General features: G+C 49.7%; 30 protein-coding genes, 1 tRNA gene, 1 pseudogene and 1 riboswitch. Of the genes and pseudogenes, 12 read left to right on the forward strand and 20 right to left on the reverse strand.

The genetic code is table 11. From position 1 onward, the window contains the following. Nucleotides 1–14 precede the first annotated feature (14 nt). The 4 genes and pseudogenes from dacD to ESM_RS0100135 all read left to right on the forward strand — a co-directional run bounded on the left by dacD (nt 15) and on the right by ESM_RS0100135 (nt 3,539). Entirely contained in the window at nt 15–1,181 is a 1,167-nt protein-coding gene (gene dacD, locus ESM_RS0100120) for a serine-type D-Ala-D-Ala carboxypeptidase DacD (protein ID WP_010375585.1), read from the forward strand. 118 nt (nt 1,182–1,299) lie between these two features. Next, nucleotides 1,300–1,773, forward strand: a complete 474-nt coding sequence (gene sbmC / locus ESM_RS0100125; protein ID WP_001105399.1) for a DNA gyrase inhibitor SbmC — start codon at nt 1,300–1,302, stop codon at nt 1,771–1,773. A 208-nt stretch (nt 1,774–1,981) separates the two neighbouring features. Further along, nucleotides 1,982–3,041: pseudogene (locus ESM_RS01000000123590) on the forward strand (FUSC family protein). A 168-nt stretch (nt 3,042–3,209) separates the two neighbouring features. Further along, a complete protein-coding gene (locus ESM_RS0100135; protein WP_000450409.1) occupies nt 3,210–3,539 on the forward strand; it encodes a DUF496 family protein in 330 nt (109 codons plus the stop codon). Between the two features lie 108 nt (nt 3,540–3,647). Here ESM_RS0100135 and ESM_RS0100140 read toward each other — a convergent pair whose 3' ends face one another. From ESM_RS0100140 to pduA, 19 genes are read right to left on the reverse strand one after another with little or no spacing between them, the layout of a single operon-like run. Further along, nucleotides 3,648–4,091, reverse strand: coding sequence for a EutP/PduV family microcompartment system protein (locus tag ESM_RS0100140; protein ID WP_001189442.1), 444 nt, complete (start codon nt 4,089–4,091; stop codon nt 3,648–3,650). Nucleotides 4,092–4,095: 4 nt separating this feature from the next. Continuing rightward, nucleotides 4,096–4,446: a propanediol utilization microcompartment protein PduU gene (pduU, locus tag ESM_RS0100145; protein ID WP_000107121.1), complete on the reverse strand. Its 351-nt coding sequence runs from the start codon at nt 4,444–4,446 to the stop codon at nt 4,096–4,098. Further along, the gene (gene pduT / locus ESM_RS0100150; RefSeq protein ID WP_000030720.1) at nt 4,446–5,000 is read right to left on the reverse strand and encodes a propanediol utilization microcompartment protein PduT; all 555 of its coding nucleotides are present in this window, start codon (nt 4,998–5,000) and stop codon (nt 4,446–4,448) included. Before pduT ends, pduU begins: the two co-directional genes overlap by 1 nt. Nucleotides 5,001–5,002: 2 nt before the next feature. Further along, nucleotides 5,003–6,346, reverse strand: a complete 1,344-nt coding sequence (locus tag ESM_RS0100155; RefSeq protein ID WP_001100248.1) for a 4Fe-4S dicluster domain-containing protein — start codon at nt 6,344–6,346, stop codon at nt 5,003–5,005. Then, entirely contained in the window at nt 6,343–7,455 is a 1,113-nt protein-coding gene (locus ESM_RS0100160) for a 1-propanol dehydrogenase PduQ (RefSeq protein WP_001091444.1), read from the reverse strand. Before ESM_RS0100160 ends, ESM_RS0100155 begins: the two co-directional genes overlap by 4 nt. Nucleotides 7,456–7,465: 10 nt before the next feature. After that, nucleotides 7,466–8,851 (reverse strand): CoA-acylating propionaldehyde dehydrogenase PduP, encoded by a 1,386-nt coding sequence (pduP, locus tag ESM_RS0100165; protein WP_001098300.1) that lies wholly within the window; start codon nt 8,849–8,851, stop codon nt 7,466–7,468. Continuing rightward, the gene (pduO, locus tag ESM_RS0100170) at nt 8,848–9,855 is read right to left on the reverse strand and encodes a two-domain cob(I)yrinic acid a,c-diamide adenosyltransferase PduO (RefSeq protein WP_001029496.1); all 1,008 of its coding nucleotides are present in this window, start codon (nt 9,853–9,855) and stop codon (nt 8,848–8,850) included. The genes pduP and pduO overlap by 4 nt, the downstream gene beginning before the upstream one ends. 11 nt (nt 9,856–9,866) lie before the next feature. Continuing rightward, nucleotides 9,867–10,142 (reverse strand): EutN/CcmL family microcompartment protein, encoded by a 276-nt coding sequence (locus ESM_RS0100175; protein WP_000549830.1) that lies wholly within the window; start codon nt 10,140–10,142, stop codon nt 9,867–9,869. Between the two features lie 3 nt (nt 10,143–10,145). Beyond that, nucleotides 10,146–10,637 carry a microcompartment protein PduM gene (gene pduM / locus ESM_RS0100180; RefSeq protein ID WP_001067061.1) on the reverse strand — a complete coding sequence of 164 codons (492 nt, stop codon included), beginning with the start codon at nt 10,635–10,637 and terminating at the stop codon, nt 10,146–10,148. After that, on the reverse strand, nt 10,634–11,266 hold the full coding sequence (locus tag ESM_RS0100185; RefSeq protein WP_000361033.1) for a phosphate propanoyltransferase: 633 nt from the start codon (nt 11,264–11,266) through the stop codon (nt 10,634–10,636). Before ESM_RS0100185 ends, pduM begins: the two co-directional genes overlap by 4 nt. A gap of 2 nt (nt 11,267–11,268) precedes the next feature. Then, nucleotides 11,269–11,691 (reverse strand): BMC domain-containing protein, encoded by a 423-nt coding sequence (locus ESM_RS0100190; RefSeq protein ID WP_000814159.1) that lies wholly within the window; start codon nt 11,689–11,691, stop codon nt 11,269–11,271. Between the two features lie 23 nt (nt 11,692–11,714). After that, entirely contained in the window at nt 11,715–11,990 is a 276-nt protein-coding gene (pduJ, locus tag ESM_RS0100195; RefSeq protein WP_001057752.1) for a propanediol utilization microcompartment protein PduJ, read from the reverse strand. A 19-nt stretch (nt 11,991–12,009) separates the two neighbouring features. Then, nucleotides 12,010–12,360, reverse strand: coding sequence for a glycerol dehydratase reactivase beta/small subunit family protein (locus ESM_RS0100200; RefSeq protein WP_000444065.1), 351 nt, complete (start codon nt 12,358–12,360; stop codon nt 12,010–12,012). Beyond that, nucleotides 12,350–14,182, reverse strand: a complete 1,833-nt coding sequence (locus tag ESM_RS0100205; protein WP_001268904.1) for a diol dehydratase reactivase subunit alpha — start codon at nt 14,180–14,182, stop codon at nt 12,350–12,352. Before ESM_RS0100205 ends, ESM_RS0100200 begins: the two co-directional genes overlap by 11 nt. A 9-nt stretch (nt 14,183–14,191) precedes the next feature. Beyond that, a complete protein-coding gene (pduE, locus tag ESM_RS0100210; RefSeq protein ID WP_001090590.1) occupies nt 14,192–14,710 on the reverse strand; it encodes a propanediol dehydratase small subunit PduE in 519 nt (172 codons plus the stop codon). 14 nt (nt 14,711–14,724) lie between these two features. Then, nucleotides 14,725–15,393: a propanediol/glycerol family dehydratase medium subunit gene (locus ESM_RS0100215; RefSeq protein ID WP_000405038.1), complete on the reverse strand. Its 669-nt coding sequence runs from the start codon at nt 15,391–15,393 to the stop codon at nt 14,725–14,727. A 9-nt stretch (nt 15,394–15,402) separates the two neighbouring features. After that, complete coding sequence (gene pduC, locus ESM_RS0100220; protein WP_001256922.1) at nt 15,403–17,067, reverse strand: propanediol dehydratase large subunit PduC; 1,665 nt, start codon at nt 17,065–17,067, stop codon at nt 15,403–15,405. An 18-nt stretch (nt 17,068–17,085) separates the two neighbouring features. Then, complete coding sequence (gene pduB, locus ESM_RS0100225; protein WP_000097486.1) at nt 17,086–17,898, reverse strand: propanediol utilization microcompartment protein PduB; 813 nt, start codon at nt 17,896–17,898, stop codon at nt 17,086–17,088. Then, nucleotides 17,895–18,179, reverse strand: a complete 285-nt coding sequence (pduA, locus tag ESM_RS0100230) for a propanediol utilization microcompartment protein PduA (RefSeq protein WP_001183614.1) — start codon at nt 18,177–18,179, stop codon at nt 17,895–17,897. The genes pduB and pduA overlap by 4 nt, the downstream gene beginning before the upstream one ends. 512 nt (nt 18,180–18,691) lie before the next feature. Between pduA and pduF the strand changes: the two genes are divergently transcribed. From pduF to ldtA, 7 genes are all read left to right on the forward strand, one after another. After that, entirely contained in the window at nt 18,692–19,501 is an 810-nt protein-coding gene (pduF, locus tag ESM_RS0100235; protein WP_001000030.1) for a propanediol diffusion facilitator PduF, read from the forward strand. A gap of 202 nt (nt 19,502–19,703) precedes the next feature. After that, nucleotides 19,704–20,618, forward strand: a complete 915-nt coding sequence (pocR, locus tag ESM_RS0100240; RefSeq protein WP_000622053.1) for a transcriptional regulator PocR — start codon at nt 19,704–19,706, stop codon at nt 20,616–20,618. A gap of 87 nt (nt 20,619–20,705) precedes the next feature. Beyond that, nucleotides 20,706–20,880: riboswitch (cobalamin riboswitch) on the forward strand. A 218-nt stretch (nt 20,881–21,098) separates the two neighbouring features. Continuing rightward, nucleotides 21,099–21,533, forward strand: a complete 435-nt coding sequence (locus ESM_RS0100245; protein ID WP_000855623.1) for a hypothetical protein — start codon at nt 21,099–21,101, stop codon at nt 21,531–21,533. 133 nt (nt 21,534–21,666) lie between these two features. After that, on the forward strand, nt 21,667–22,212 hold the full coding sequence (gene cobU / locus ESM_RS0100250) for a bifunctional adenosylcobinamide kinase/adenosylcobinamide-phosphate guanylyltransferase (protein ID WP_000973182.1): 546 nt from the start codon (nt 21,667–21,669) through the stop codon (nt 22,210–22,212). After that, complete coding sequence (cobS, locus tag ESM_RS0100255) at nt 22,209–22,952, forward strand: adenosylcobinamide-GDP ribazoletransferase (RefSeq protein WP_001516588.1); 744 nt, start codon at nt 22,209–22,211, stop codon at nt 22,950–22,952. Before cobU ends, cobS begins: the two co-directional genes overlap by 4 nt. A 24-nt stretch (nt 22,953–22,976) precedes the next feature. Further along, on the forward strand, nt 22,977–24,056 hold the full coding sequence (cobT, locus tag ESM_RS0100260) for a nicotinate-nucleotide--dimethylbenzimidazole phosphoribosyltransferase (protein ID WP_001194240.1): 1,080 nt from the start codon (nt 22,977–22,979) through the stop codon (nt 24,054–24,056). 61 nt (nt 24,057–24,117) lie between these two features. Further along, nucleotides 24,118–25,053, forward strand: coding sequence for a L,D-transpeptidase (gene ldtA / locus ESM_RS0100265; protein ID WP_000986354.1), 936 nt, complete (start codon nt 24,118–24,120; stop codon nt 25,051–25,053). Nucleotides 25,054–25,109: 56 nt separating this feature from the next. On the opposite strand, the gene ESM_RS0100270 is transcribed toward ldtA, so the two are convergent. Continuing rightward, nucleotides 25,110–25,185, reverse strand: a tRNA-Asn gene (locus ESM_RS0100270). A 323-nt stretch (nt 25,186–25,508) separates the two neighbouring features. Here ESM_RS0100270 and nac point away from each other — a divergent pair. Next, nucleotides 25,509–26,426, forward strand: a complete 918-nt coding sequence (gene nac / locus ESM_RS0100275; RefSeq protein WP_001011486.1) for a nitrogen assimilation transcriptional regulator NAC — start codon at nt 25,509–25,511, stop codon at nt 26,424–26,426. Nucleotides 26,427–26,467 lie beyond the last annotated feature (41 nt).

The raw sequence follows: 26,467 nt of genomic DNA on the forward strand, positions 1-26,467 counted from the left end.
CTGAGGATTTGCTGTTGAAACGCCGTCTTGTTATTGCTGCTTCTTTGTTCGTTTTTAATTTATCGTCTGCTTTTGCAGCAGAAAATATTCCTTTTTCACCCCAGCCTCCAGAAATTCATGCGGGGTCATGGGTATTGATGGATTACACAACCGGACAGATCCTCACGGCGGGTAATGAGCATCAACAACGTAATCCTGCCAGCCTGACTAAGCTGATGACTGGCTATGTCGTTGATCGTGCTATCGATAGTCATCGCATTACACCAGACGATATTGTCACTGTGGGGCGTGATGCGTGGGCAAAAGATAACCCGGTATTTGTCGGTTCTTCACTGATGTTTTTGAAAGAGGGGGATCGCGTATCGGTACGTGATTTAAGCCGTGGATTAATTGTCGACTCCGGCAATGATGCTTGTGTTGCGCTGGCTGATTATATTGCTGGTGGGCAACGGCAGTTTGTTGAAATGATGAACAATTACGCCGAGAAGTTGCATCTAAAGGATACGCATTTTGAAACGGTACATGGTCTGGATGCGCCGGGTCAGCATAGTTCAGCCTACGATTTAGCCGTACTTTCGCGCGCCATCATTCATGGTGAACCTGAGTTTTATCATATGTACAGTGAGAAAAGCCTCACCTGGAACGGCATCACCCAGCAAAACCGTAACGGCTTATTATGGGATAAAACCATGAATGTCGATGGCCTGAAAACCGGACATACTTCCGGGGCCGGGTTTAATCTCATTGCTTCGGCTGTGGATGGTCAGCGTCGACTCATTGCGGTGGTGATGGGGGCTGAAAGCGCAAAAGGTCGTGAAGAAGAGGCGAGAAAGCTACTGCATTGGGGACAACAGAACTTTACTACGGTGCAAATTTTACATCGTGGGAAAAAGATTGGCACAGAACGCATCTGGTATGGCGATAAAGAAAAGATTGCGCTTGGAACCGAACAAGAGTTCTGGATGGTGCTGCCAAAAGCGGAGATTCCGAATATCAAAGCAAAATACACCCTTAATGATAAAGAACTGACCGCGCCAATTAATGCCCATCAGCAGGTTGGGGAAATTGAACTTTACGATCGGGATAAACAGGTGGCGCACTGGCCGCTGGTCACCCTGGAATCCGTCAGTGAAGGCGGCATGTTTTCCCGGTTGAGCGATTATTTCCACCATAAGGCCTGACCTTTCTTTTGCAGCAGACTGGCAGGAGTGCGAGTCTGCTCGCATAATCAACACTCATTCCTTGTGGTTTTTATATTGCAAATGTACTGTACATAAAACCAGTATTAATGGAGGCATCATGAACTACGAGATTAAACAGGAAGATAAACGTACCGTTGCAGGTTTCCATCTCGTTGGCCCGTGGGAACAGACGGTAAAGCAAGGTTTTGAGCAGTTGATGATGTGGGTAGACGACAAAAATATCGTGCCAAAGGAGTGGGTAGCGGTCTATTACGATAATCCAGACGAAACACCCGCCGAAAAGTTACGTTGTGACACCGTCGTCTCGGTGGCAGATGACTTCACTCTCCCCGAAAACAGTGAGGGCGTCATCCTGACGGAAATTTCTGGAGGTCAGTATGCGGTGGCGGTTGCACGCGTAGTGGGTGATGACTTTGCTAAACCCTGGTATCAGTTCTTTAATACTCTCTTGCAGGACAGCGCTTACGAAATGTTGCCAAAGCCCTGCTTTGAGGTTTATCTGAACAATGGTGCGGAAGAGGGGTATTGGGATATCGAAATGTATGTTGCGGTGCAGCCTAAACAGCGCTGATAAGTGGCACTGGATCAGAGGATAACCCGATTGCTACGCTGTTTTTCGTTATGTAAAAGAGTAAGATTCGTCTGCAGTTTTCTGACAACCAAACCGGGAACGTCTGCTATTCCCGGTTTGCCGGACAGATTTGTTACATAGCGTTATCGTTCCCGGACTGCCAGATTGCATTATGACCGTTTTTTCTCTTATTCCACGGAGTGCCCGCGTGCGTGCCGATAAGTCCTTAAGCCCGTTTGAAATTCGAGTGTACCGCCATTACCGCATTGTGCATGGTACGCGAGTTGCGCTGGCGTTCTTGCTCACCTTTCTCATCATTCGCTTGTTTACCATCCCGGAAAGCACCTGGCCGCTGGTCACTATGGTGGTGATCATGGGGCCAATTTCGTTCTGGGGCAACGTTGTCCCTCGCGCCTTTGAACGTATTGGCGGTACTGTGTTGGGTTCGATATTAGGTCTTATCGCTCTGCAACTGGAGTTAATCTCTTTACCGTTGATGTTAGTCTGGTGTGCTGCAGCCATGTTCCTTTGCGGTTGGCTGGCGCTGGGTAAGAAGCCATATCAAGGTTTATTGATTGGTGTGACGCTGGCAATTGTTGTTGGCTCGCCAACCGGTGAAATTGATACTGCATTATGGCGAAGCGGCGATGTGATCCTCGGCTCTTTACTGGCAATGTTGTTTACCGGCATCTGGCCGCAACGTGCTTTTTATCCACTGGCGCATTCAACTGGCGAAAAGTCTCACTGAATATAATCGCGTCTATCAGTCAGCGTTCTCACCGAACTTACTCGAACGTCCACGTCTGGAAAAACATCTGCAAAAACTCCTGACCGATGCCGTGAAAATGCGTGGGCTGATTGCGCCCGCCAGCAAAGAAACCCGTATCCCAAAATCGATATATGAAGGGATCCAGACAATTAACCGTAATCTGGTTTGTATGCTGGAACTGCAAATCAATGCTTACTGGGCCACGCGCCCCAGCCATTTCGTGTTATTGAACGCGCAAAAACTGCGCGATACACAGCACATGATGCAGCAAATAGTGTTGAGCCTTGTTCATGCCCTGTACGAAGGTAATCCGCAGCCGGTTTTTGCTAATACGGAAAAATTGAACGATGCTGTGGAAGAGCTGCGTCAGTTGCTCGATAACCACCATGATCTCAAGGTCGTTGAGACCCCGATTTATGGCTATGTGTGGCTTAACATGGAAACGGCGCATCAACTGGAGTTGTTGTCAAATCTGATTTGCCGGGCCTTGCGCAAATAATTCCCGATCTTCAGAATCATCTTGCTGCTTCGATTCAGCAAAGATAAAGGGTATGATAGTGAAAAGGGATAAAAGCATTGTCATCTGCGGCAGCTATGAGTAATGTTGGCCCTAACGAATAGCGGCTGCTTAAACGAATCCGACTCTCACATTATCAGGGGTATAAAAATGGAAACTACCAAGCCTTCATTCCAGGACGTACTGGAATTTGTTCGCCTGTTCCGTCGTAAGAACAAACTGCAACGTGAAATCCAGGACGTTGAGAAAAAGATCCGTGACAACCAGAAACGCGTTCTGCTGCTGGACAACCTGAGCGATTACATCAAACCGGGTATGAGCGTCGAAGCAATTCAGGGCATCATCGCCAGCATGAAAGGCGACTATGAAGATCGCGTTGATGATTACATCATCAAAAATGCTGAGCTTTCCAAAGAACGCCGCGATATCTCCAAAAAGCTGAAAGCTATGGGTGAAATGAAAAACGGCGAAGCGAAGTAATTTCTGCTTTATTCAATGAGGGTTGCCCGGCAACCCTCATTGTTCATGATTCCTTTCTCTGTGTCACAAGTCATCATTCCCATCTGATAACATATTGAAATGTCGAAATTAACGACAACTTTCTTCTGTATGCAACAAGGTAAAAAGTTCTGCAACCCCGGTGTTATTTATTGCGCTGGTTACTAATACGTTGCGTGCCCCGGCTTCCCGTAACCAGCATTTCACCAAAGATATTTGTTCTACGCTGGCTAAATCCGCTTTGGTTACTACCCCAATGACCGGGCGATTCATCGATGTAGTAAAGCCTGGCGAAAAAGGGGACCACGGTGCGTTCGCATTAAGTACCAGTGCGATAATGTCCGCTTCGCAGGCACAGACCAGCAGTGCGCTGTAAAGGCTGCGGTTTTCGAGGTATTCCCCGGGTGTGTCAATGGTGGCCGGTGACCAGACGATTGCCTGCGTCTTCTGATACTGAATATTCTCTCCGCGCAGGCATTGTGTGAGTGACGTTTTTCCGCACTGACTGGGGCCGATGAGCATCATCCGTTGCATAGTGTCAGGTCCGTGTAATGGAACAGGCGGTAAAGTGCATCATTTCGCCCAGCGTGCGTGTAACCTGGCTAAGTGCATATTCGATAGCAGAAACATCGCCAGTCAGAACTACCGCGCCGGTAAAACGATCAAGAAAACCAATCTCTACAGCGCCTGATTTTGTGGCGATATCACACGCGATGATAGATGCTTCGCTGGGGGTAATCGTCAGAATACCAATGGCAGAAACGGTGTCTGGTAAACCTAATTTCTTAAACAGATCCTTTCCGGGATTCGCAATCACATGCGCCAGTGTGACCTGTTTACCGGGAACATATTCCTGAATCATCCGTTCAGTCGTGTGTTGAGTTGACATTATCCCTCCACCATCTGATGCCACATGGCTTCATGCGGACGGGCAATCACCGAACGATAGACCAACAAACCTTTTTCCCCCGCGCGCTCGCTGGCGACAGAGACCGCGTTATTAACATCAGAAATATCGCCTGCCACTACCATGTAGCATTTACCGCCAATACCGAAGGCCATATGCACCCGCACGAGCGTGACGTTTGCCGCTTTCACTGCACAATCGGCAGCGTCAATGCAGGCTGCTACACTCCAGGTTTCTACTACACCGACAGCCCGTCGCTGGTCAACATGGTTCAGACCGCTGATTGCAGACAGGATAGTGGGATGAATATTAGGAAGAACCAGACTGTCGACCAGCATTTCACCAGCAAGGGCCGTGCCATTATCGATGGCCTGTTGCACCGCACCGACATCGCCACCGAGCATCAGCAGAAATTTACCGGGGCATAGCGTTTTGCTGACCAGTAACTCAACGTTGGCGCTTTTCAGCATGGCATCGCCGGTTTCCATCCCTTTCGCGATACTGCTAAGTTCTAAAATACCTACCGCTTTTGACATGGTTAACCTCTCACAACCGTAATCGCGTTTTCTGTCACATCACTGATCTTGCCATCAATACTGGCATGAATGGGGGCACCTAATGTGCCGTGTGGAATTTGGCCTACACATTGCCCACGAACGACACGATCGCCTTTTTGGACACACGCAATTGCGCTGGCTCCGATGTGCTGGCGTAACAATAGCGTCACTTTTTCGGGCTGTGGCACGTGTTCAGACCATGGCGCATCCTGATACCACGGTGCTAAGCCCAGTCTGGTTACCAGCCGTTTTACGGGAATCAGTCGATAATTTGCCATGACATCCGCAGGGTTTAAGGTGCCTTCGTAGCGGAGATTTTTAGCGCGTAATTCCTGCTTAAGCAGGCGATTTATGCGCATTGGTGAAATACCTACCGGGCAGGCGACGCTGGCACAGACGTTGCACTCCGAACAGGTGAGTGCTGTCAGTAACAGTTGCGGTGTAGCGAGCTGTTGGTAGTTAACCGCACGTACTAACAAATGTGGTGACAGTTCGTGACCGATTAAATGACGTGGACAGAGATCGGTACATAAGCGGCATTGTTCACAAACGGTTTTCGCGACGGCAAGTACGTTGCGATCATCCTGCATTCGACGTTGGATCAGTGAATGAGAGTTGGGTAAGACCAGCAAGCCGCCGGTGGTTTTGCTGACTGGCGTATCGAGCGATGGGATCAAACTCCCCATCATCGGCCCGCCATTGATAAAACCGGGATTATCTACCGTAGCGCCTCCCGCCAGCGCCAGTACCTCGCGTAAAGACATTCCGATGGGAACGGTCACTGTTACTGGTTTAGCAACTGCACCATTAACGGTTAACGTGCGGCGCGTTACCGGATACTGTTGCTCAACGGCTCTGGCAATATTCAGCACGGTCTGGACGTTATTCACCACCACGCCGACGCTAACGGGCAACGCGGCGGGTGGAACGCGACGACCTGTTGCCATCCAGATGGTCAGCACCTCATCCCCAGCGGGATAAACGTCGGGCAAAATATGCAGGCGGATATCCGTTGGAAGTAATGGTGTAAGTGCTTTTATTGCGGGTTGATACTTCTCTTTCAGCGCGATGATTCCGCTAGCAGCCCCGGTGGCTTTCATCGCATAGTGAACACCGCGCAGCAGGCGGCTGGCTTGTTGTGCCATTAACTGCTGGTCCACTTTCAACATTGGTTCGCATTCCGCGGCATTTACCAGGAAAGTGTCAACACACGCCTGCAGCTTGATATGTGTTGGAAAGCCTGCGCCGCCAGCACCCACAACCCCGGCTGCCTGAACTCGCCCACGGATCGTCTGACTGTCACAGGACGTTAACTCGACGTTCATAACAACTCCTCAAGCAGTTCCTCAATAGCGGAGGCATCAGCCGCTCGTGGGTTGGTACGCAATGTTGCATCCGCCAGCGCTGCCTGAACCATATCTGGAAGACGTGCTGACCATTCTGCTTTTTTTTCTTTCAGTGCATTAGCGAGAGTCGGTATTGCACAGGCTTTTTTAAGCTGTTCAATATGTTGAATGAGTGCATTCAGGCTGGCGGTGTCATTGGCGTTATCAGGGCATAAATGACACGTTTTTGCCAGCCGGACGTAGCGTTTGGCGGCGCGCGGATCGCCAGCATTAAAGCGGATAACCGCCGTGAGCAGGAGAGCATTCGCCAGGCCGTGTGGCAGATGAAACTGCCCGCCGAGTTGATGGGCAATTGCATGATTTAACCCAAGCCCAGCCTGGCTAAAGGCCATTCCGGCAAGCGTCGAGGCATTATGCATTTTGCCGCGAGTAGCAAGACAATCGCCTTTATTCACTGCTGTAGGCAGGTAGTGAAAAACAATTTGCACGGCTTTTTCGACCAGAGCATCCGAGAAATCACTGGCGCGTGGAGAAACATAGGCTTCTAGCGCATGGGTTAAAACATCCATTCCGGTATTGGCAGTTATCGCGGGAGGCACGCTGACGACCAGCGAGGGATCGAGGACTGCAATATCCGGATAAAGTGCATTATCGAAAAGGGGATATTTAATCCCTTTCTCTGGATCGCTGATGACACAGGCGCTGGTCACTTCTGAGCCGGTGCCGCTGGTGGTGGGAATGGCTACGCAGGTGTCAATCTCAATAGCACACTGGCGACTAAACCAGACAATCGCTTTTGCGGCGTCCAGCGCAGAGCCGCCGCCAAAACCGATAACCACATCCGGGCGTAAAGTCTGCATTTGTGCAATGCCTTTTACCACGGTCTGGATAGTTGGGTCGGGTGTTATTTCGCTAAAAATACTGAGGCGGTTGCTGTCAGGCAGCGCCTGGCGCAACGTGTCAATCAGTGGTGAGCGTGCCAGAAAGGCGTCGCAAATAATCCAGATGTGCTTATTGGTGAAACGGCTAAGCACTTTAAGACTTCCTGGTCCGCTGTATAAACGCGTCTGCAGTGAAAAAGTATTCATTTCCGTTTCTCTAGCGAATGGAAAAACCAGTGGTCAACACGCAGCGTCGTGAGCGGGCAAAAGTCCGTGCTGACGTTGTCCCCTCTCCGGTCGGTGTAGCAATGGTGAAGGTCGTAAATCCTTCACCGCCGACGCCAATGCCTGCCCAGGAGGGGCCGTTTTTGACAAAGATGGAGGTTTGCATAACGCGCGCGGCAAGGTTGAGCCGAGAGACATTCTGCGAGTGCATAATTGCCGTGTGGTGCAAGCTGTCTTCCACTTTCAGCGCCAGGGTGAGGGCGCTATCAAAATCATTAACTTTTACAATGGGCAACATTGGCATCAGTTGTTCGCAGGTAACCCAGCTATCATCGGCGTCGACAATAGCAATTAGTAATCGAGGGGCTTTCTGCGGTAAAGGAATTCCCGCTGCTTCCAGCATGGCTGAAGGACTTTTACCCACCAGCTTTTTGTTGGCAACATTGCCAGGAAGGCAAATAGCACGCAATTGGTCAGTTTGTTCCCGGTTAAGAAGAAAAGCGCCAAAACTTTGCATCTGTTGGATTAGGTAATCTGCTACTGATTCAACGACTATCAGGCTTTTTTCAGCGATACACGGCAGGTTGTAATCGAATGAAGCGCCGTTGATGATGTCTTCGGCGGCTTTCACAATATCCGCCGTTTCATCGACGATGCAGGGCGGGTTACCCGCACCGGCACCAATCACTTTCTTGCCACTTTTCATCCCCATCGCGACGATACCTGGACCGCCAGTAATTGCCAGAACGACGATTTTAGGGTGCGTCATCATCTGTTCGGTGGCGGCAAAGGTTGGTTCAGACACGGTAACGATAAGGTTATGAATGCCACTACAGCGAAACGCGATGTCTTCGATTATGGCGATCAGTTTCAGCGATACGTTTTTGGCTCCCGGGTGAGGACTGAAATAGACACTATTGCCTGCAGCCAACATGCTGATGCTGTTGTTAATGATGGTTTCCGTTGGATTGGTACTTGGCGTGACTGAGCCAATAACCCCAAACGGAGAGTATTCAAATAAAACCATGCCACCATCACCGGTTAGCGCAGTGGTGGTTAAGTCTTCAATTCCAGGTGTGTTATCGAGAGCCGCTTTGTTTTTTAGATACTTATCTTCTTTATTTCCCATCCCCGTTTCGATAGTGCTCTCTTCTGCCAGTTCGGTAAGGCGGGGGGATAATTCTTCGCGAATGGCGTTGATAATGGCACTGCGGGTTTTAAGTGGGCACTGTTGAAAGCGCAAAAAGGCCTGGTGTGCAGCGCAGACGGCGTCATCGACAGTCTGGAAGATACCATTTCTTTGCGTTTGTGACGCAGTGGGCATCATTTGTTCGCGCAGGATATTGCGGATAATCGTTTCTAATTCAGTGGTATTCATAGGTTTGCTCCTGCGTTAATTGCTGCCATTGCGGTTTGTGCAATATCCATATCTTGTTCAACGCTACCGCCGCTGATACCAAGCCCTCCAAGCAATATTCCGTCACGCCAGAGGGGGAAACCGCCACCAAAAGTGACAACTTTGCCTTGCATATGGCTTTCGAGTCCGTAAAGCGGCGCTCCGGGTTGCACGGCATCAGCAAGCTTGTGTGTCGCCGTTTTCATCGCCACGGCGGTCCAGGCTTTTTTCGGTGCCAGTTCACTGCTAACCAGCAGCGCATCAGGCATCCGCCAGGTAACGCTTTCCGTACCGTTGGCATCAACGATGCTAATGACTACGGGAATATGCAGTTCATCTGCGCGCATTGCCGCGCTACGAATGAGCTGATGAAGATCCTGAAAAGTGAGCGGCATCGTGCGTTCCTTCAATGCTGGAGGGTGGTTAGCTTCGTGATAACGTTTTGTTATTTCCTGAATCATCAGGTTCTGATGAGCAACATTGTCTTCCACGCGGGCGAGGGCATACAGGCAATCGGAAAGCCGGTTGATGTAGTGCAGTAAAACATGGCGAACGGTGGCTTCCGTTGTCAGTTCAACCAGACGTCTTTCGGCCCTGCGAGCCACTGTGCGGGCGAAATGCATGCGGCTTGCGGCTTCACAACGACCAGGTAGAATGAAGCTGCGAACTGGAGGAACCGCGTTCATTGCACTGTCGATCGCTTTTTCCAGCGCGGCGATTTCTTCCGTACTGATGTAACGTTGCTGCGCTGATGGCTGTTCGCTTTCACTGGCGAGCTCGGCACTAAACCAGAATATCTGTTGCTGAATGGCTTCCAGTAAGATGCGATGACTTTCGATGGTGGTGGCGCAATAACACAGACTGAGTGTCGCGTTCAGTTCATCCAGCGTGCCATAGGCTTCGACACGTAGATGAGTTTTACTGACACGTTGCCCGGTAAATAGGGACGTATTTCCTGAATCGCCTGTTCTGGTATAAATCGCCATCTTTCAACTCCTTAGCGCGAAAGCGTATCGACAATGCCAACCACTGCCAGGTCGATGGCTTCGTTAGGTCCGGAAAACACATGTCTGGCGCTGGAACCGCTGCTGAGGAGTACCAACTCACCGACGCCAGCACCGACTGAATCAACGGCAACTTCGTCACCGGTTAATGGCGTGAGAGGCAGTTCACCGTCAGCGCTGACCCGGCGAACCAACAGCAGTTTTTTCCCGACCAGAGAAGGTGATTTTTGCGTGGATACCACCGCGCCAGTGACTCGAGCCAGATGCATGGGTTACTCCTGCCTGATTAACTGAATGTTTCGGGTAATTGCCGCTTCACGCGCAAGAGCGGTCACACAACATTTCCGTTGCAGCACCAGTATTCCCGTGCATAACTGCGCTATGTCGACATAACTTAAAAGTCGACCACGATGAAGGTAGACCGGTTGCCCTTGTTCGTCGCACCAGGTTAACGGTAGACGGGCGAGTGACTTTAATTTGATGGCGTTCAGAAAATGATGCTGCAACGACAATTGAATGTGCATTCCCCAGGCTAACGCCTCGTGAATGTGGATTGCTGCACGATCTGACGTTTCGTTTTCCGCGAGTTGTCGCAACAACGGCAGATCGACATATTGAATTTGTAACGATGCATACTGATGAACTATCTCGTGAACGCTGGCTTCTCGCAGTTGCGAAACAGTTAGCGCGAGTGTTTTTCCCGCACGCTGTTTCAGGCGAAAAATCACTTCGTCAACAATGTGTTGCATCAGCACGTTATTCATGGCACCGACACCAGCGTGGCAAAAACGTCAGGATTATCAGCGCCTGCGGCGTTGGCTTCGTCGGTATCAATATGCATTTCAAGACGCATATCCGGTGAGACGCGAACGGCAACGTTATCGAATATCAGTCGTCGCTCATCCCCTTCAATGGCGACCGCCACCTTATCACCATGTGTAACGCCATAAATCAGGGCATCAAGCGGAGACATATGAATATGCCGTTGCGCGACAATAACGCCAGAAGCGATTTCCAGCTCTGCAAAAGGGCTTATCAGACGAATTCCCGGAGTGTCGCTGAGATCGCCAGACATGCGTAGCGGAGCGGCGATCCCTAACGTTCTGGCGTCAGTCCGGGAAATCTCCACCTGACTTGAGTTACGTAATGGCCCCAACAAGCGAACGTTGTGTAATTTGCCTTTTGGTCCCACCAGCGTAACAACCTGTTCAGCAGCGAACTGACCAGGTTGTAATAACGACTTTTTCTCGCTGATCGGTTGTTCAGGAAAAAGGCGCACATAATCCGCCGTTGAAAGATGAATGTGACGACTGGAGACGCCCAGAGGGATAGGGCGCTCGCGCATCTCATCCAGGACCAGGCTAACAGCCTCCTGCAAGGTTTGTTTATCCATTACTACCCCCCTCGCTTATCGGAATGCAGGCAAAGTGAACGGGGTTCACCTTTTTGCCGTTGGCACGCCGGGTCAAGACACAAATTACAACTGATAATTTCTGAGGCGACTGTTGTTGCAGGTGTTTCGCTTGCTTCGACTGTCGCATCCAATGCTTCTGTTGTGCGGGGCAGTATTCCTTCTCCAGGTCGGGCAATCACTTTGTGCGCGACAAGACCATTTCGCTGTCTGGCGAAACTGACGCCTGTTGCGATCGCTGCATTAATCGAGGCGACGTCACCGATAATTTTGATGAGCGTCCAGCCCGAACCATTGGTCTTCTCAAGGCCAACCAGCGTGATGGACGCGGCCTTAGCCATAGCGTCCGCGCAACTGATGGCGAGTGCCAGACCACTGACTTCAAGTAATCCCAGTGATTGCTTCACGCTGTGCTCCTTAGCGAATGGGGTTATGCAGATTTAGGTAAAATGGCCTCAACATCGCTGTGCGGTCGTGGAATGACATGGCAGGATTTCACTTCACCAACGGCGCTTGCTGCTGCGCTCCCCGCATCAACGGCGGCTTTTACTGCGCCGACATCGCCGCGGACCATCACCGTAATCAGACCCGAACCAATCTTTTCATAGCCAACCAGTTGCACGTTGGCGGATTTAACCATGGCATCCGCGGCTTCAATTGCGCCAACTAACCCTTTTGTTTCAACCAGTCCTAGTGCGTTGTTCATACAGCGTTTCTCCTGTGGATTATGGGTGGTATTCCCTGAAGGGAATGCCTTTGACCAGGCGGGCGGCGTTATTGCCGATGCTACGCCGGGCATAGTTATCTTGTTGATACATCAGCGTAAACAACGGTGCTGATGCCGGTAAATTTTTGTAATGTACAATTAGTTTTTCCCGGTCGCAGGCTATGCCAACCAACAGGGGGGACTGACGAGCGGCCTGCCAGGCGCTATCGATCACCTCACCTGACGGGATTTGTTGAATGCTAAAGGGGATCCCCTCTTCTTCAATACCGAAAAGCACCTCATCCCATGCGTTGGTGTAAGCACCGATTACCATGACGACAATGGCGGGGGCTCGTCCTTTACTTTCCATAAGCCGACTCCTTGCGCCAGGCGATGAGTAGCCCGGTAGCTACCGCATTGCGCGGTCCTTCGTTGCCACGGATATTCCCCCGCCCGGCGACCAGTCGATAATGCGCCAACGCATCGGTGACTAACTGTGGTACTTCAAAATCCAGCGAAGAGCCGCCCACCAGCACGACGAATGGAATGTTGCGAATATTTCCACCTGGGCTTACCTGACGTAACGCACGCAGAGCGTTTGTTACGAAGACGCGCTCTTTCGCACTGCGACGAACGGCACGCACTTTTTCCAGTGTTAAATCGCCGGGAATCGGCACCAGCTCGTCGGGTTTCACCACACAAACGCGGGCAAAGACATGAGGGGATAGCGGAGTAGGGAAGAACTGAACGCTGCCGTCTTCATGGCGTAAATGGAACAGGCTTTCTACTTTTGCCAACGGGTACTTTTTGATTTCTTCAGCCAGATAACGATCATTTAAGCCCAGTTCCCGGGCGATAATCATCGTCACCATGTCGCCTGCTCCTGCAAGGTGAGTGGCAATCATTTCCCCTTTCTGATTGATGATGGAGGCATCGGTAGAACCGGCGCCTAAGTCCAGAATTGCCAGAGGGCGCGTTGTCCCCGGGGTAGTTAATGCTCCCTGAATTGCGGCTTCTGCTTCTGCGCCTCCGACCTGAACATCAATATGCAGTTTTTGCTTAATTTCACTGGCGATCATCGCCATTTGCAGGCGGTCTGATTTCACCATTGAGGCGATACCCACTGCCTGTTCCAGTGAAAATTCTCCAGCCAGACCACCGGTTACGCTGACCGGAACAGACGTATCTATCGCCAGCAAATCCTGAATAAAAATTTCGTGGCTGGGTTTATTGGTCAGCACCGCCATGGTCTGGCGAACATGTTCCAGCATTCCGCCGATGTTGGTGCCCGGTTCGCCCGTCACGTTCTCCAGTTTTGGGCACTCACCGACCGCTTTCATAATGGCGTCGGCACCTGCGGCAACATCGACCCGCATTGTGCGCCCGGCAGAAAGCAGCTCAATGTTTCCGGCGGGTATCGAACGAGCTTTAACGTCACCAGACGGTGTTTTCACTACTACTGCTGAACGGTTGCCGATAAGCGCTCGTGCCACAGGAACAATGTTTTGAGTCTCTTCAGCATTGAGGGCAAAAACAGTGGCAATCCCATACGGGTTAGACAGGGTTTCGATAACTTTCCCGGGAACGGCAACTTCAATCGCGGCCAGCATACCGAGTGGAATACGCTCGATATAGAGGACTTCATCAACAATGGGTAAAGGGATTTCCAGTCGGTTACTGACCAGCACGCCATCATCGCGTTGCAGAATTACGCCAGTCAGTTGATATCCGGCACGCACGGAGGCGTTTATCATGGTCGCGATATCGGCAAAATCAAATGCCGATGACACGACCAGGATGTATGGTGCTTCCGCCGGGCGTGTTAACAACTCTTGCGGAGTGATGGTGAGTCCCACTCCCAGACCTACTCCGCCTGGCGTTTTCGGGTTGTGGCCGATCATGGTTGATTCGGTGATGATGGTTTCCGTAATGGTTTCCATCGCTACATCACCAATGACCGGAGTTGCTTCGTTGATACGAATAAGCGAAATATCGCTGACAGTGATACCGACTTTTTTCGTTGCCTGTGCGAGCGCCTCCTGAATACCATGTACGTTACGCAACGTACCTTTGATTCCGGTGGTTTCTGCCAGAGCGCTGCTCACGAACGACAATTCTCCAGACGCACTGAGCGTTGCCAGCGCAACCTCTGTCGATGAATTGCCGATATCAATGCCTGCTATATAGCGCATAGTTCGTCCTTAATCGTCGCCTTTCAGTTTTTTACGCTCGACATAGAGTTCTGCGGCTTCACGGACAAATGCAGCGCAAATTTGGGCTTGATAACGCTGTTCAAGATCGTCGGCAATGGCAATGAGTTCTTGCTTAGTCGAACGATAAGGGCGCAACGCATTGTAGATTTCAAGGATGCGATCATCCGGCACTGAGGTAAGTTCGGCAGCACGTTCAAAATTCACCGCCAGGCGATCACGACCAGCATCTCTGGCAATCTCGGCCTGAATACGCAATGTTTCAGGGGTTATGCGCATATCCTGGGCGGTAACTTTATCGCTGAGTACATTTTCCAGAGTGAAATCGTCGAGCGTTTTATTGGTTGCCGTTTTGACCCATTCTGGGTGTTTATTTGCCAGCGGGTAATCAGTCACTTTGGCGCTCAGTGTTGATGAGTGGGGGGCCGCAGAAACAGGAGTTGTATCCTGTAGACTATTCATACGGTTCAACACGTCCCTGACCATCGACTCAATTGCATCGGTATTCATGAAGGTTTCCTTTGTTAAAACGTCACGCGCAGTTCTTGCGGCTTTTTGCCAGTGACCACGTACCTGGTCTCTTTGATATGCAAAATGGCAGATTTGGCCTGGTATTTCGGTCGCGCCATCTGATCGTTGAGGGTCGGAACGGGTTGTGGAGACTCACGCTTCGCATAACGCGCGGCGTTTTTGCCAATCTGGCGATAGGTTTCCAGCGTCAACAATGGCGCTTGTGGGAACAGCTCCAGGTTAGACAGGGGAGGAAGCCCTTGCTGGTGGATAACTGTGGTGCCTTTCGACTGGATACCAATAGCAATGCCTGAACCACTAAGACGATCGCCTTCGACCGCTACGAATGCGACATCAGACGATTTAAAGCAGCGAATCACTCGGGCTTTAATGCCTTCTTCTTCGATACCGGCAATCACTTCGCGCAAAATGTTTTTATGCGGAATGCCGATAATATTGACGGTCTGCGCCAGGCCAAAAGCCGGGCCTACAGCAATAATGACTTCATCTTGCTGAACACCTTGTTGGGCTTCACCAATTTCGGTCAAAAATTTTCCGCCATCCGGCGCGGAAGTGGCAGTTGCGGCGACAGGTGCGCGAAATGAAACGGACTTGTCGCTGGTTTGCATTTCTGCCAGCACGTCTTCGATGATCTGACGAAGTAATTTCTCGTTAATTTCCATTTCTCACCCTTAGTCAATTTCGTTGGGATCAAGTGCACCGGGAATATTTTTGATCTCTTCCCAGCGTTCCCCTTGCAGGCGATAACCCGTAGCCGGTCCGGCGTAATCATTGACGTCATTGACCGCAGAGAGTACTTGTCCGTCATCGACGATAATGGCTGAGGTATGGAGATAATCGCCGGTCAGTTTCGCTTTTTGCATGTTGAGCATGTCCTGCGCGACATCGGTAAAACCGCCTTGCGCCAGGGCTTTCACCACTTCCAGACTGTTACGGTTTTTATTGATAATTTCCTGGGCAAACTTTATGTCTTCTACGATGTTGCGCTCTGGCATATCTTTCGAACCGTGGGCATAGGTCGCTGCTTCGACTTCTTCATCGGTAATGGGCGGTAATCCCATACCTGCAAAGACAGCCTGTAAAGCGCGTGCGGCTTTATTGCGGATGGCGATAACATCCTCTTCGCGCACCGGTCGCAGGCCGCCATCAACCTTCAGGTCACGTTGAAGGACGTTATAATCATCGAAGTCTTCGGCATCTTCGTTTGAGCCGGCAAACATGTTGTCGTAGTTTGGTACTGCGGAAAAACCGGAAGAGATAAAGTCGGTGCCCGGCAGAAACTGCATCAGGAAACGTGCGGTACGGCGCATATCTGAGTGGGTAAAGGTCTGGTCATTACTGGAGGCGCATTCCAGATCCAGCGATGAGCAAATTAAGTTTTCCGCCAGTACTGCACGGATGCCTGACGGCACAGCCGATGGCACGCCGATGCAGCTTACGGAACCGTTTTGCAGACCCTGAACACCCGCGGCTTTGGTGATGTAAATGCAACGTGCCTCAAGATAAAGCATTGATTTTCCTTCCGCATAGCCCATCTGCACTTCAGAACCGGAGCCGGAAGTAAAACGCATTTTTAAGCCGCGAGAAGCATAAGATGATGCGAGAAACCCTTTTGACCACGGTGTATCGTCGCCGTCGGTGAAAACGGGTTCCGTACCGTAGACAGAAATCGTTTCGGCGTAGCAGGTGTGGCCTAACATACCGAGTTTCAGTTCAGTGGCTTCTTCCAGTGAACACTGGGTTAAGACGCCAGGGCGTCCCACCTGCGAACCTACCAACAGGGCGATAGCATTGAAAGGTGCATAACGAGCAACGGCAACGGTGGTTTCCTGTTCGTCAAACCCGCGCCATGCTCCCTCGGCCGCGTCGGCAGCAATTTGCACCGGGTTATCTTTGACGTTGGTGACGTGAGCCTGTTGCGATGGTGTGCGACGGGCGCGCATTTTCTGCATCGCCATCATCATTTCTACCACGTTCATTTGTGAAACAACTTCGACGATTTTGGCGGGCGTCATTGCTGTGGTCAGGGGAACAATATCGCTACGTTTGACATTTGGATCGCACAACATATTGGCAAGTTTGACCGAGCTCATCGCGATGACTTCTTCGGCACGCGCGAGATTGATACCGTAGCGGGCGATAAAGTGGTCGATCAAGTCAAACTGGCTGGCGGGTTTTCCATCCAGCTCGGTGACGATGCCGTTAACAATTTTTATTGATGGTTTCGGGTCGTTCGGGCTTTCCATCGCAATGAAGCCTTCTTCAATCCACTCTTTAACGAAACCATCCTGGTTAACCGGGCGTTTTTCCAGTGCTTCAAATCTTTTCGATCTCATGAATCTGCCTCATGGAATTCAGATGTAGGAAGGGCGATCGTTTTTCGGTGTATCACCGAGAGTCGAAAGCACGGTTTTACCGATTTCGCGAGCGGAGATGACCGCCTGTCGGACAGCGCCGGAGTCACCCGAGATAATCAGAATGACTTCATTACTGAAGCTGGTGCCATGAGCTGGGGAGCTGTATGCCACGACATCCACATTGGCGGATTTCAGCGCAGTATCGGCCATCAGAACACCAACAGCAGCCGGAGCGCCGACAATGACGCCACAAGCGCGGCCCAGTGGTGCGCCAAACGCTTTTTCCAGTGCATAGCTGGCGCGAGCGGTATATTGCAGTTCAAGATGTCCGGCTTCATTGGCGTAGACGTCGCCAAAGGTTCGGTCGAGTTCTTTCAGTGCAACTTCAATACCGCGTTTCACGTCGGAAACATCGTTGCCACCTAAGAGGATTAATGAGCCGTGTCCGGCACCACCTTTGGTATCGCGAGGAAGTTCAATGCTAATAACTTCAGTGTTCGTGGCTTTTACTGCTTCATCCGCGGCCATAATGTGTGGCCCCGCACCAATACGCGCGCCCAGAATGCCAATGGAGCGATAGCGTTTTTCAAGTTTCATCGCGTCCAATAGGGCGCTATCAACATTCGCAATGACCAGACCTACAGTGTCGCCAATAGCGGTGCCAACAAATTCCGTTAACGTGCAGCTTTTTTCTGCCATAGCCGTCTCTCGTGTTTGATGAGTGGTTTTCGGGAGAACCTCATGCTCTGGCGTCGCTACGCGAGCGATGACCTGCGCCATGATCTGTTCGACCAGTTCATTGCTGCTCATGGGTTAATTCCCTTTGGTAAGATTTTTTCGACATCAGTATGTGGGCGGGGAATTACGTGTACGGCTTTCACTTCACCGACGTTACGTGCGGCGGCGGCACCTGCGTCTGTTGCCGCTTTTACCGCCCCGACATCACCACGAACGATGACGGTCACCAGCCCGGAACCTATTTTTTCGTAGCCAACCAGCAATACATTTGCCGATTTAACCATGGCATCTGCGGCCTCTATGGCGGCAGTTAAGCCTTTGGTTTCAACCATTCCTAACGCTTCTTGTTGCATAAAGACCTCGCCTGGATTTTTTGACGATATGACTATAAAAAAAAGCGAGAAAAAAGAATGGCTGACTTAATCATCCGATGAGCAAAATTAATAGAGGGTAAATATTATAAAATTGCCTTAATTATCTATACGTTATTAATTTACTGGTAGTTTTCTGGTTTTTTTAATGTGAATTAATTGCATTGGTCGGTAGATTTAATTTGCACTAATGCTTTGTCGGGTTGGGCTTTGCGGAAGTGAATTGTGATATTTGTTTAAGTTTTATTATATAAGGATGGCAATTTTTTATTGTGGAAATCTGGCAGAGTTGGCGAGCTCAATAGCGATTGTATCTAAGTTGAATACTTTTTGAATGACAATAATTTGCTATATCAACACGATTTTTCAGCGTGCCGGTCATGCATGTTGGCAATATTTTCCCCGGCGCAATTTTTATAGTTGCGCTCGATATACACGACAATCAGTGCACGATTAACTGATAAAGAAACAAACTCCGTAAAGAAGGTGTCACTATGAATGATTCACTCAAGGCGCAATGCGTTGCCGAGTTTTTGGGCACCGGACTGTTCCTCTTTTTTGGCATTGGTTGTTTATGCGCCCTAAAACTTGCTGGGGCAAGTCTGGGTCTGTGGGAAATTTGTATCATTTGGGGGTTAGGTATTTCACTTGCTGTTTACCTTACGGCAGGCATTTCTGGCGCCCATCTGAACCCGGCGGTTACCATTGCTCTGTGGTTGTTTGCTGCTTTTCCTGCCCGTAAAGTGTTGCCATATTGTGTGGCACAATTGGCGGGGGCCTTTGGTGGAGCCGTTCTGGCGTATTTTTTATACAACAGCTTGTTTACCGATTTTGAATCCACTCACAATATAGTTCGTGGTAGCGCTGAAAGTTTGCAACTCGCCAGTATCTTTAGCACTTATCCGGCTGCCGCGTTAAATGTATGGCAGGCGGCGTTGGTTGAAGTGGTCATTACGTCCATGTTGATGGGGTTGATTATGGCGTTAACCGATGACGGCAATGGCATACCAAAAGGACCTCTTGCTCCTTTACTTATTGGCATTCTGGTTGCTGTTATTGGTGCATCTACTGGACCATTAACCGGTTTTGCCATGAATCCAGCGCGTGATTTCGGGCCAAAAATTTTCACCTGGCTTGCTGGTTGGGGGGAAATAGCGATGACCGGTGGGCGTAATATTCCTTATTTCATCGTCCCCATTATTGCTCCGATCATTGGGGCATGTGTTGGCGCAGCAATTTATCGTTTTCTCATTGCAAAAAACTTACCTGTCAATAGTGTTACGCCTAAAGACATCATCGAATAGTGAAATAACATAGCGGTTATAAACGTTTATTTTTTTACTGTTTGTGATCTGCTTTCAGAACTTATTAAAAAGTCTCCCGCCTCACGGAGGCTTTTGTTATTGTCCTTTGTGCTTCTCGTCAGTAAATCATTAGGGATGATGTGAAGATTAAATGTAAAACAATTGTTTTACTATAACAATAAATTAACAGGGAGGTTTTATCATGATTTCTGCGGCGACACTTAATTCAGAACTCATTAATAAAATCGCGCAGGATTTTGCGCAGGCGACCAGCCTTGCGGTTGTCGTGGTTAATATCCACGGTGATGAAATTTCCGAGCTGTTTAACTTCACCTCATTTTGTCAGATGATGCGGCGACATCCTCAGCTTAGCACACGCTGCCGCATGAGCGATCGTTGTGGGGGGCTGGAAGCCTCTAAATCCGATCAACCTTGTATTTATCGTTGCCATGCAGGATTAACCGATTTTTCTATCCCTCTGGTGATTGCCGGGCATTTAGTCGGCTTTGTATTGTGTGGACAAGTCCGCCTGCGTAATGATGATGTCGATTTAGTCGATATTCTGAATGTCGATGATTGTTGGCAGGCAGATCCCGAGTTACTTAATGAATTTCGCAAAGTCCCGGAGATGGATTACTCGCGAGTTATGGCTTCTGCTGATCTGTTGAAGTTAATTGTGGAAAACTGCCTCAAAAAACAACTCAATTTTGTTGTTATTAAAGAGAATAAACCTTATTCGGATCCGCTACGTCAGACTCGCACGCCTAATCCCCACGATAACAAAATGAAAAAAGCATTACGCTATATTGATGCGCATTTATCAGACGATTTGCGCCTGGAAGATGTTGCCTCCCATGTTTATCTCAGCCCTTATTACTTCAGTAAATTGTTCAAGAAATATCATGGGATTGGTTTTAATGCGTGGGTAAACCAACAACGGATGGCCAGCGCCCGCGAGTTGCTGTGCCATAGTGACTGGAGCATCGCCAGCATTGCGCGTAATTTAGGCTTTTCGCAAACCAGTTATTTTTGCAAAGTTTTTCGTCAGACGTATCAGGTAACACCGCAGGTATATCGTCAGCAAATTAGCGAAAATACAGCAGCGGAAACAGCATAAATTGAATGTAAAAATGAGGGATGACTAAATAGATTCCGACAGTAATAATTAACGTTATTTACGTGTTATGGGAAAAGTGAAATCAGCTCATAACATACGCTGACAGGTTTGGCACATTTGTGCCTGGGAAGTGGGTGTAAATCCCTCGCAGCCCCCGCTGCTGTAATGCTGACAACCCCGAAAATACCACTGATCGCGAGATTGGGAAGGGTGGGGGAGGATGACGCTAAGCCAGAAGACCAGCCTGCCAGTCAATACCAACAACTTCGGTGGGAAGTGGGTTGCCCGGAAGCGTCTGCTTGAGCACTGACGCGTCTTTATACCCCTACCACCCTGAAAGGATCAGGGGATGGCGGCATCATTTAGTTTATTCATCGTAGTGCCGACAGGCATCAGGGCTGCACTCAAGGCGCAGCAATCTTTTTTTATGGTATATCAACCTGACCGTCATTGCAGGAAACCAAGCGGAGGACGGAGGGTATGAAAACGATGAAACCCGAATCGATAGCACTTTTTTGCCTCTCCACTGGCGATATTGAATTGGCTAAACATCTGGCTGAAATGTTGCCAATGACCTGTTTTGTTGGTGAGGACTGGCAGCAAGGTTTTCTGCCTTTTAACGGAGGGCCAGTACAATCGTTGTCAGATGCATATAGCGATTATTCAGTGCTGTTATTGATTGCTGAAAACGGGGCATCCATACCAGAAAGCTTTTCTCATCCTGATGGTGCGACGGTAATCTTAATTGCAGAGCACAATGCCCGTTTGTTGGCCGGTCCGACCGGTGGAGCAGTAGCATTAATCCATTATCTGAATGAGACGTGTCGATGGAGAGAATCTGTTGCTAATGACGCATTTTGTCGGGCGTTTTCACAGGGAAATCAGACTATCTCACAATGCCGTCCTCATTCGTAATGAATTGAGAATACTGGATTTTTATTTTTATTACGCGCAGTATTAATCGAGGGAATGTTATTACGGTCAGCACGGTGGTGTATCCATTGTTCTGGTCAATGAATACCATCATACAATTGAATCAGGAGTCCGTATGATGATTTTAGTGACGGGTGGAGCACGGAGCGGGAAAAGCCGGCACGCTGAGGCGCTTATTGGGAATTCTCCACAGGTTCTGTATATCGCCACTTCGCAAATCCTTGACGATGAGATGGCGGCACGAATTGAGCATCATCGACAAGGCCGCCCGGTGCACTGGCGTACAGTGGAACGCTGGCAACAGCTTGATGAGTTAATTAATGCGGACATTAATCCGCAACACGCCGTGTTGCTGGAATGCATTACGACAATGGTGACTAATCTGTTGTTTGAATATGGCGGCGATAAAGACCCTGACGAATGGGACTATATGGCGCTGGAGCTGGCGATTAATGACGAGATTCAGTCGTTGATTGCCGCCTGTCTATGTTGCCCTGCAAAAGTCGTAGTAGTCACCAATGAAGTGGGAATGGGGATTGTGCCGGAGAATCGCCTGGCGCGACATTTTCGTGATATTGCCGGGCGAGTGAATCAGCAACTGGCCGCTGCGGCAGATGAAGTATGGCTGGTGGTTTCGGGTATTGGAGTAAAAATCAAATGAGTAAATTATTTTGGGCGATGCTCTCTTTTATTACGCGTCTGCCTGTACCGCATCGTTGGTCCCAGGGGCTGGATTTTGAGCATTATTCTCGCGGTATTATTACTTTTCCTTTAATTGGTTTATTACTTGGTGCTATTAGCGGACTGGTCTTCATGGTGTTGCAGGCATGGTGTGGTGTGCCGCTGGCGGCATTGTTTAGTGTGCTGGTTCTGGCGCTGATGACCGGAGGATTCCACCTGGATGGGCTTGCAGATACCTGTGATGGCGTATTTTCTGCTCGTAGCCGCGATCGCATGTTGGAAATCATGCGTGATAGTCGTTTAGGAACCCACGGAGGTCTGGCACTGATTTTTGTTGTGCTGGCAAAGATTCTGGTGTTAAGCGAGCTGGCATTACGTGGTGAGCCGATCCTTGCATCTCTGGCAGCAGCGTGTGCGGTCAGCCGCGGAGCCGCTGCGTTATTAATGTATCGTCATCGTTATGCCAGGGAAGAAGGGCTTGGCAATGTGTTTATTGGTAAAATCGATGGACGACAAACCTGTGTCACCCTCGGTTTAGCCGTTATTTTTGCAGCCGTATTATTGCCAGGTATGCACGGTGTTGCTGCTATGGTGGTGACGATGGTGGTGATTTTCATCCTCGGTCAGCTTCTCAAACGTACTCTGGGTGGGCAGACCGGCGATACGCTGGGAGCGGCCATTGAACTTGGTGAGCTGGTTTTCCTGCTGGCGCTGCTGTAAGACAGATAACCCAGGAGAAGTGACATGCAAACACTCGTCGATTTACTGAATACAATCCCTGCTATCGATTCTGCCGCTATGTCGCGCGTACAACGGTATATTGACGGGTTACTAAAACCCGTCGGTAGTCTGGGAAGACTGGAGTCGCTTGCCATACAACTGGCGGGAATGCCGGGGCTGAATGGCACACCTCATGTGGGCAAAAAAGCAGTACTGGTCATGTGTGCCGATCACGGCGTCTGGGATGAGGGGGTCGCTATTTCCCCGAAAGCGGTGACAGCCATTCAGGCTGAAAATATGACACGCGGAACAACAGGCGTGTGTGTGCTGGCAGCACAAGCGGGTGCTAAAGTTCATGTGATTGATGTGGGGATAGATACTGCAGAGCCAATCCCCGGACTTATCAACATGCGTGTCGCCCGAGGTAGTGGCAACATCGCCTCAGGCCCGGCAATGAGCCGCTGCCAGGCTGAAGAGTTGCTTCTGGAAACCATCCGTTATACGCGTGAACTGGCGAAAAATGGCGTAACGCTGTTTGGTGTGGGCGAACTGGGGATGGCAAACACGACTCCGGCAGCGGCGATAGTTAGCGCTATGACGGGACATGATCCTGAAGTTGTGGTGGGTATTGGTGCAAACCTGCCAACAGATAAACTGGCTAATAAAGTGAATGTTGTCCGTCGGGCAATTACGTTGAATCAACCGAATCCACTGGATGGTGTTGATGTACTGGCAAAAGTCGGTGGGTTTGATTTGGTCGGAATGGCTGGCGTGATGTTAGGTGCCGCCTCCTGTGGTTTACCTGTATTGCTGGATGGATTTCTATCTTATGCCGCCGCGCTTGCAGCCTGCCAGATGTCACCCGCTATTAAACCTTATCTTATTCCTTCTCACTTATCGGCAGAAAAAGGGGCGCGTATTGCGCTGGCGCATTTGGGAATGGAGCCTTATCTCAATATGGAAATGCGCTTAGGTGAGGGGAGTGGAGCGGCACTGGCGATGCCCATCGTTGAAGCAGCTTGTGCGATATACAGCAGCATGGGCGAACTTGCTGCCAGTAATATTGTTCTACCCGGAAATACAACTTCTGGATTGAACAGCTAAAAACGGAAAGCCTGACAAAAGCTATACTTATTGGATAACTTTCGCGACTTAGGAAAGGGATATGATGCGTCGTGTAAATATTCTTTGTTCATTTGTTCTGCTTTTTGCCAGCCATCATAGTCTGGCGGTAACTTATCCACTACCTCCAGAGGGTAGCCGTTTAGTGGGGCAGTCTCTTACGGTTACGGTTCCCGATCGCAATATCCAGCCGCTTGAAACTTTTGCTGCGCAGTACGGGCAAGGGCTGAGTAATATGTTGGAAGCGAATCCAGGCGTTGACGTTTTCTTGCCGAAGTCTGGCTCGCAACTCACCATTCCGCAGCAACTGATTTTGCCCGACACTATACGTAAAGGGATAGTCGTTAACGTTGCTGAGATGCGTCTTTATTACTATCCGCCAGACAGTAACACTGTAGAAGTTTTTCCTATCGGGATCGGTCAGGCCGGGCGTGAAACCCCGCGTAACTGGGTGACTGCCGTTGAACGAAAACAAGAAGCGCCAACCTGGACGCCAACTCCCAACACTCGCCGCGAATATGCGAAACGTGGGGAGAGTCTGCCCGCGTTTGTCCCTGCCGGACCCGATAATCCTATGGGGTTGTACGCTATTTATATCGGCAGGTTATATGCCATCCACGGTACTAATGCCAATTTTGGTATTGGCCTACGGGTGAGTCAGGGCTGTATTCGTCTGCGTAATGACGATATCAAGTATCTGTTTGATAATGTTCCGGTAGGCACGCGTGTGCAAATTATTGATCAGCCTGTGAAATACACAACGGAACCGGATGGTTCAAAGTGGCTGGAAGTTCATGAACCGCTGTCGCGCAATCGAGCAGAATATGAGTCTGACAGAAAAGTGCCATTGCCGGTAACGCCTTCTTTGCGGGCGTTTATCAACGGGCAAGAAGTTGATGTAAACCGTGCAAATGCTGCGTTGCAACGTCGCTCGGGAATGCCTGTGCAAATTAATCCTGGCGCAAGGCAGAGGTTTTAAAATAACTGCCGAGTGAATAGCAAAAAGCCCGCGTTAAAAGCGGGCTTTTCAAAATCTGGCTCCTCTGACTGGACTCGAACCAGTGACATACGGATTAACAGTCCGCCGTTCTACCGACTGAACTACAGAGGAATCGTGAGAACGGGGCGAATATTAATGGCGAGGCCTGGGGATGTCAAAGGGGGAAATGCATTTTTTTGTTCGTTTGCTGCCAATTTCAACAAAGCGATGAACTTTCAATCTTTTTAATCATGTTCCATCGTGGTGCATATCACCCTTTCATGGGGCATGGGACATTTGTTCTGTAAAAAAGAGCAAGGGCAAAACAATCATAATCTCTTATTTGACAGGCTATTAGCTTTAGTACCAGCGGAAAAATGAAACTGGCAAGTATCTTGCAATCTGGTTGTAGTAATGTCGGCACTTGGGCTGACTTTTAAAAAACCGGAGGCACCATGAACTTTAGACGCCTGAAATACTTCGTAAAAATTGTAGACATTGGTAGCCTGACCCAGGCTGCTGAAGTATTGCATATAGCACAGCCTGCGCTCAGTCAGCAGGTTGCTACGCTGGAAGGAGAGCTGAATCAACAACTTTTGATTCGCACAAAACGAGGCGTTACACCGACAGACGCCGGAAAAATTCTCTACACCCATGCGCGGGCAATTTTACGTCAGTGTGAACAGGCCCAACTGGCGGTACATAACGTAGGACAGACATTATCGGGTCAAGTTTCGATTGGCTTTGCGCCTGGGATCGCCGCGTCATCTATCACCATGCCCTTATTACAGGCGGTTCGCGCCGAATTTCCAGAGGTGGTTATCTATCTACATGAAAATAGTGGTGCTGTTCTTAACGATAAACTTATTAATCGTCAGCTTGATATGGCGGTGATTTACGAGCATTCCCCTGTGTCAGGCGTATCCAGCCAGGCCTTGTTAAAAGAAGATCTGTTTCTTGTCGGTACTCAGGATTGTCCTGGGCAAAGCGTTGATGTTAATGCTATAGCGCAAATGAACCTCTTCCTTCCCGGCGATTACAGTGCAGTAAGACTTCGTGTCGATGAGGCTTTTTCCCTACGGCGACTCACAGCTAAAGTTATCGGTGAAATTGAGTCTATCGCCACACTTACCGCCGCGATTGCCAGCGGTATGGGCGTTGCAGTATTGCCGGAATCGGCCGCGCGTTCGTTATGTGACGCTGTTAACGGTTGGATGTCACGTATTACCACACCTTCAATGAGTCTCTCATTGTCATTAAATTTACCCGCCAGATCGAATTTATCGCCACAGGCGCAGGCAGTGAAAGAGCTTCTGTTGTCAGTGATTAGTAATCCAGCCATGGAAAAAAGACAATGGCAATTGGTGAGCTAAACGTTATATCCGAATGGAATAAGATGCAGGTTTTTATTATT

This window comes from Escherichia sp. TW09308 (assembly GCF_000208565.1).
Lineage (GTDB): Bacteria > Pseudomonadota > Gammaproteobacteria > Enterobacterales > Enterobacteriaceae > Escherichia > Escherichia marmotae.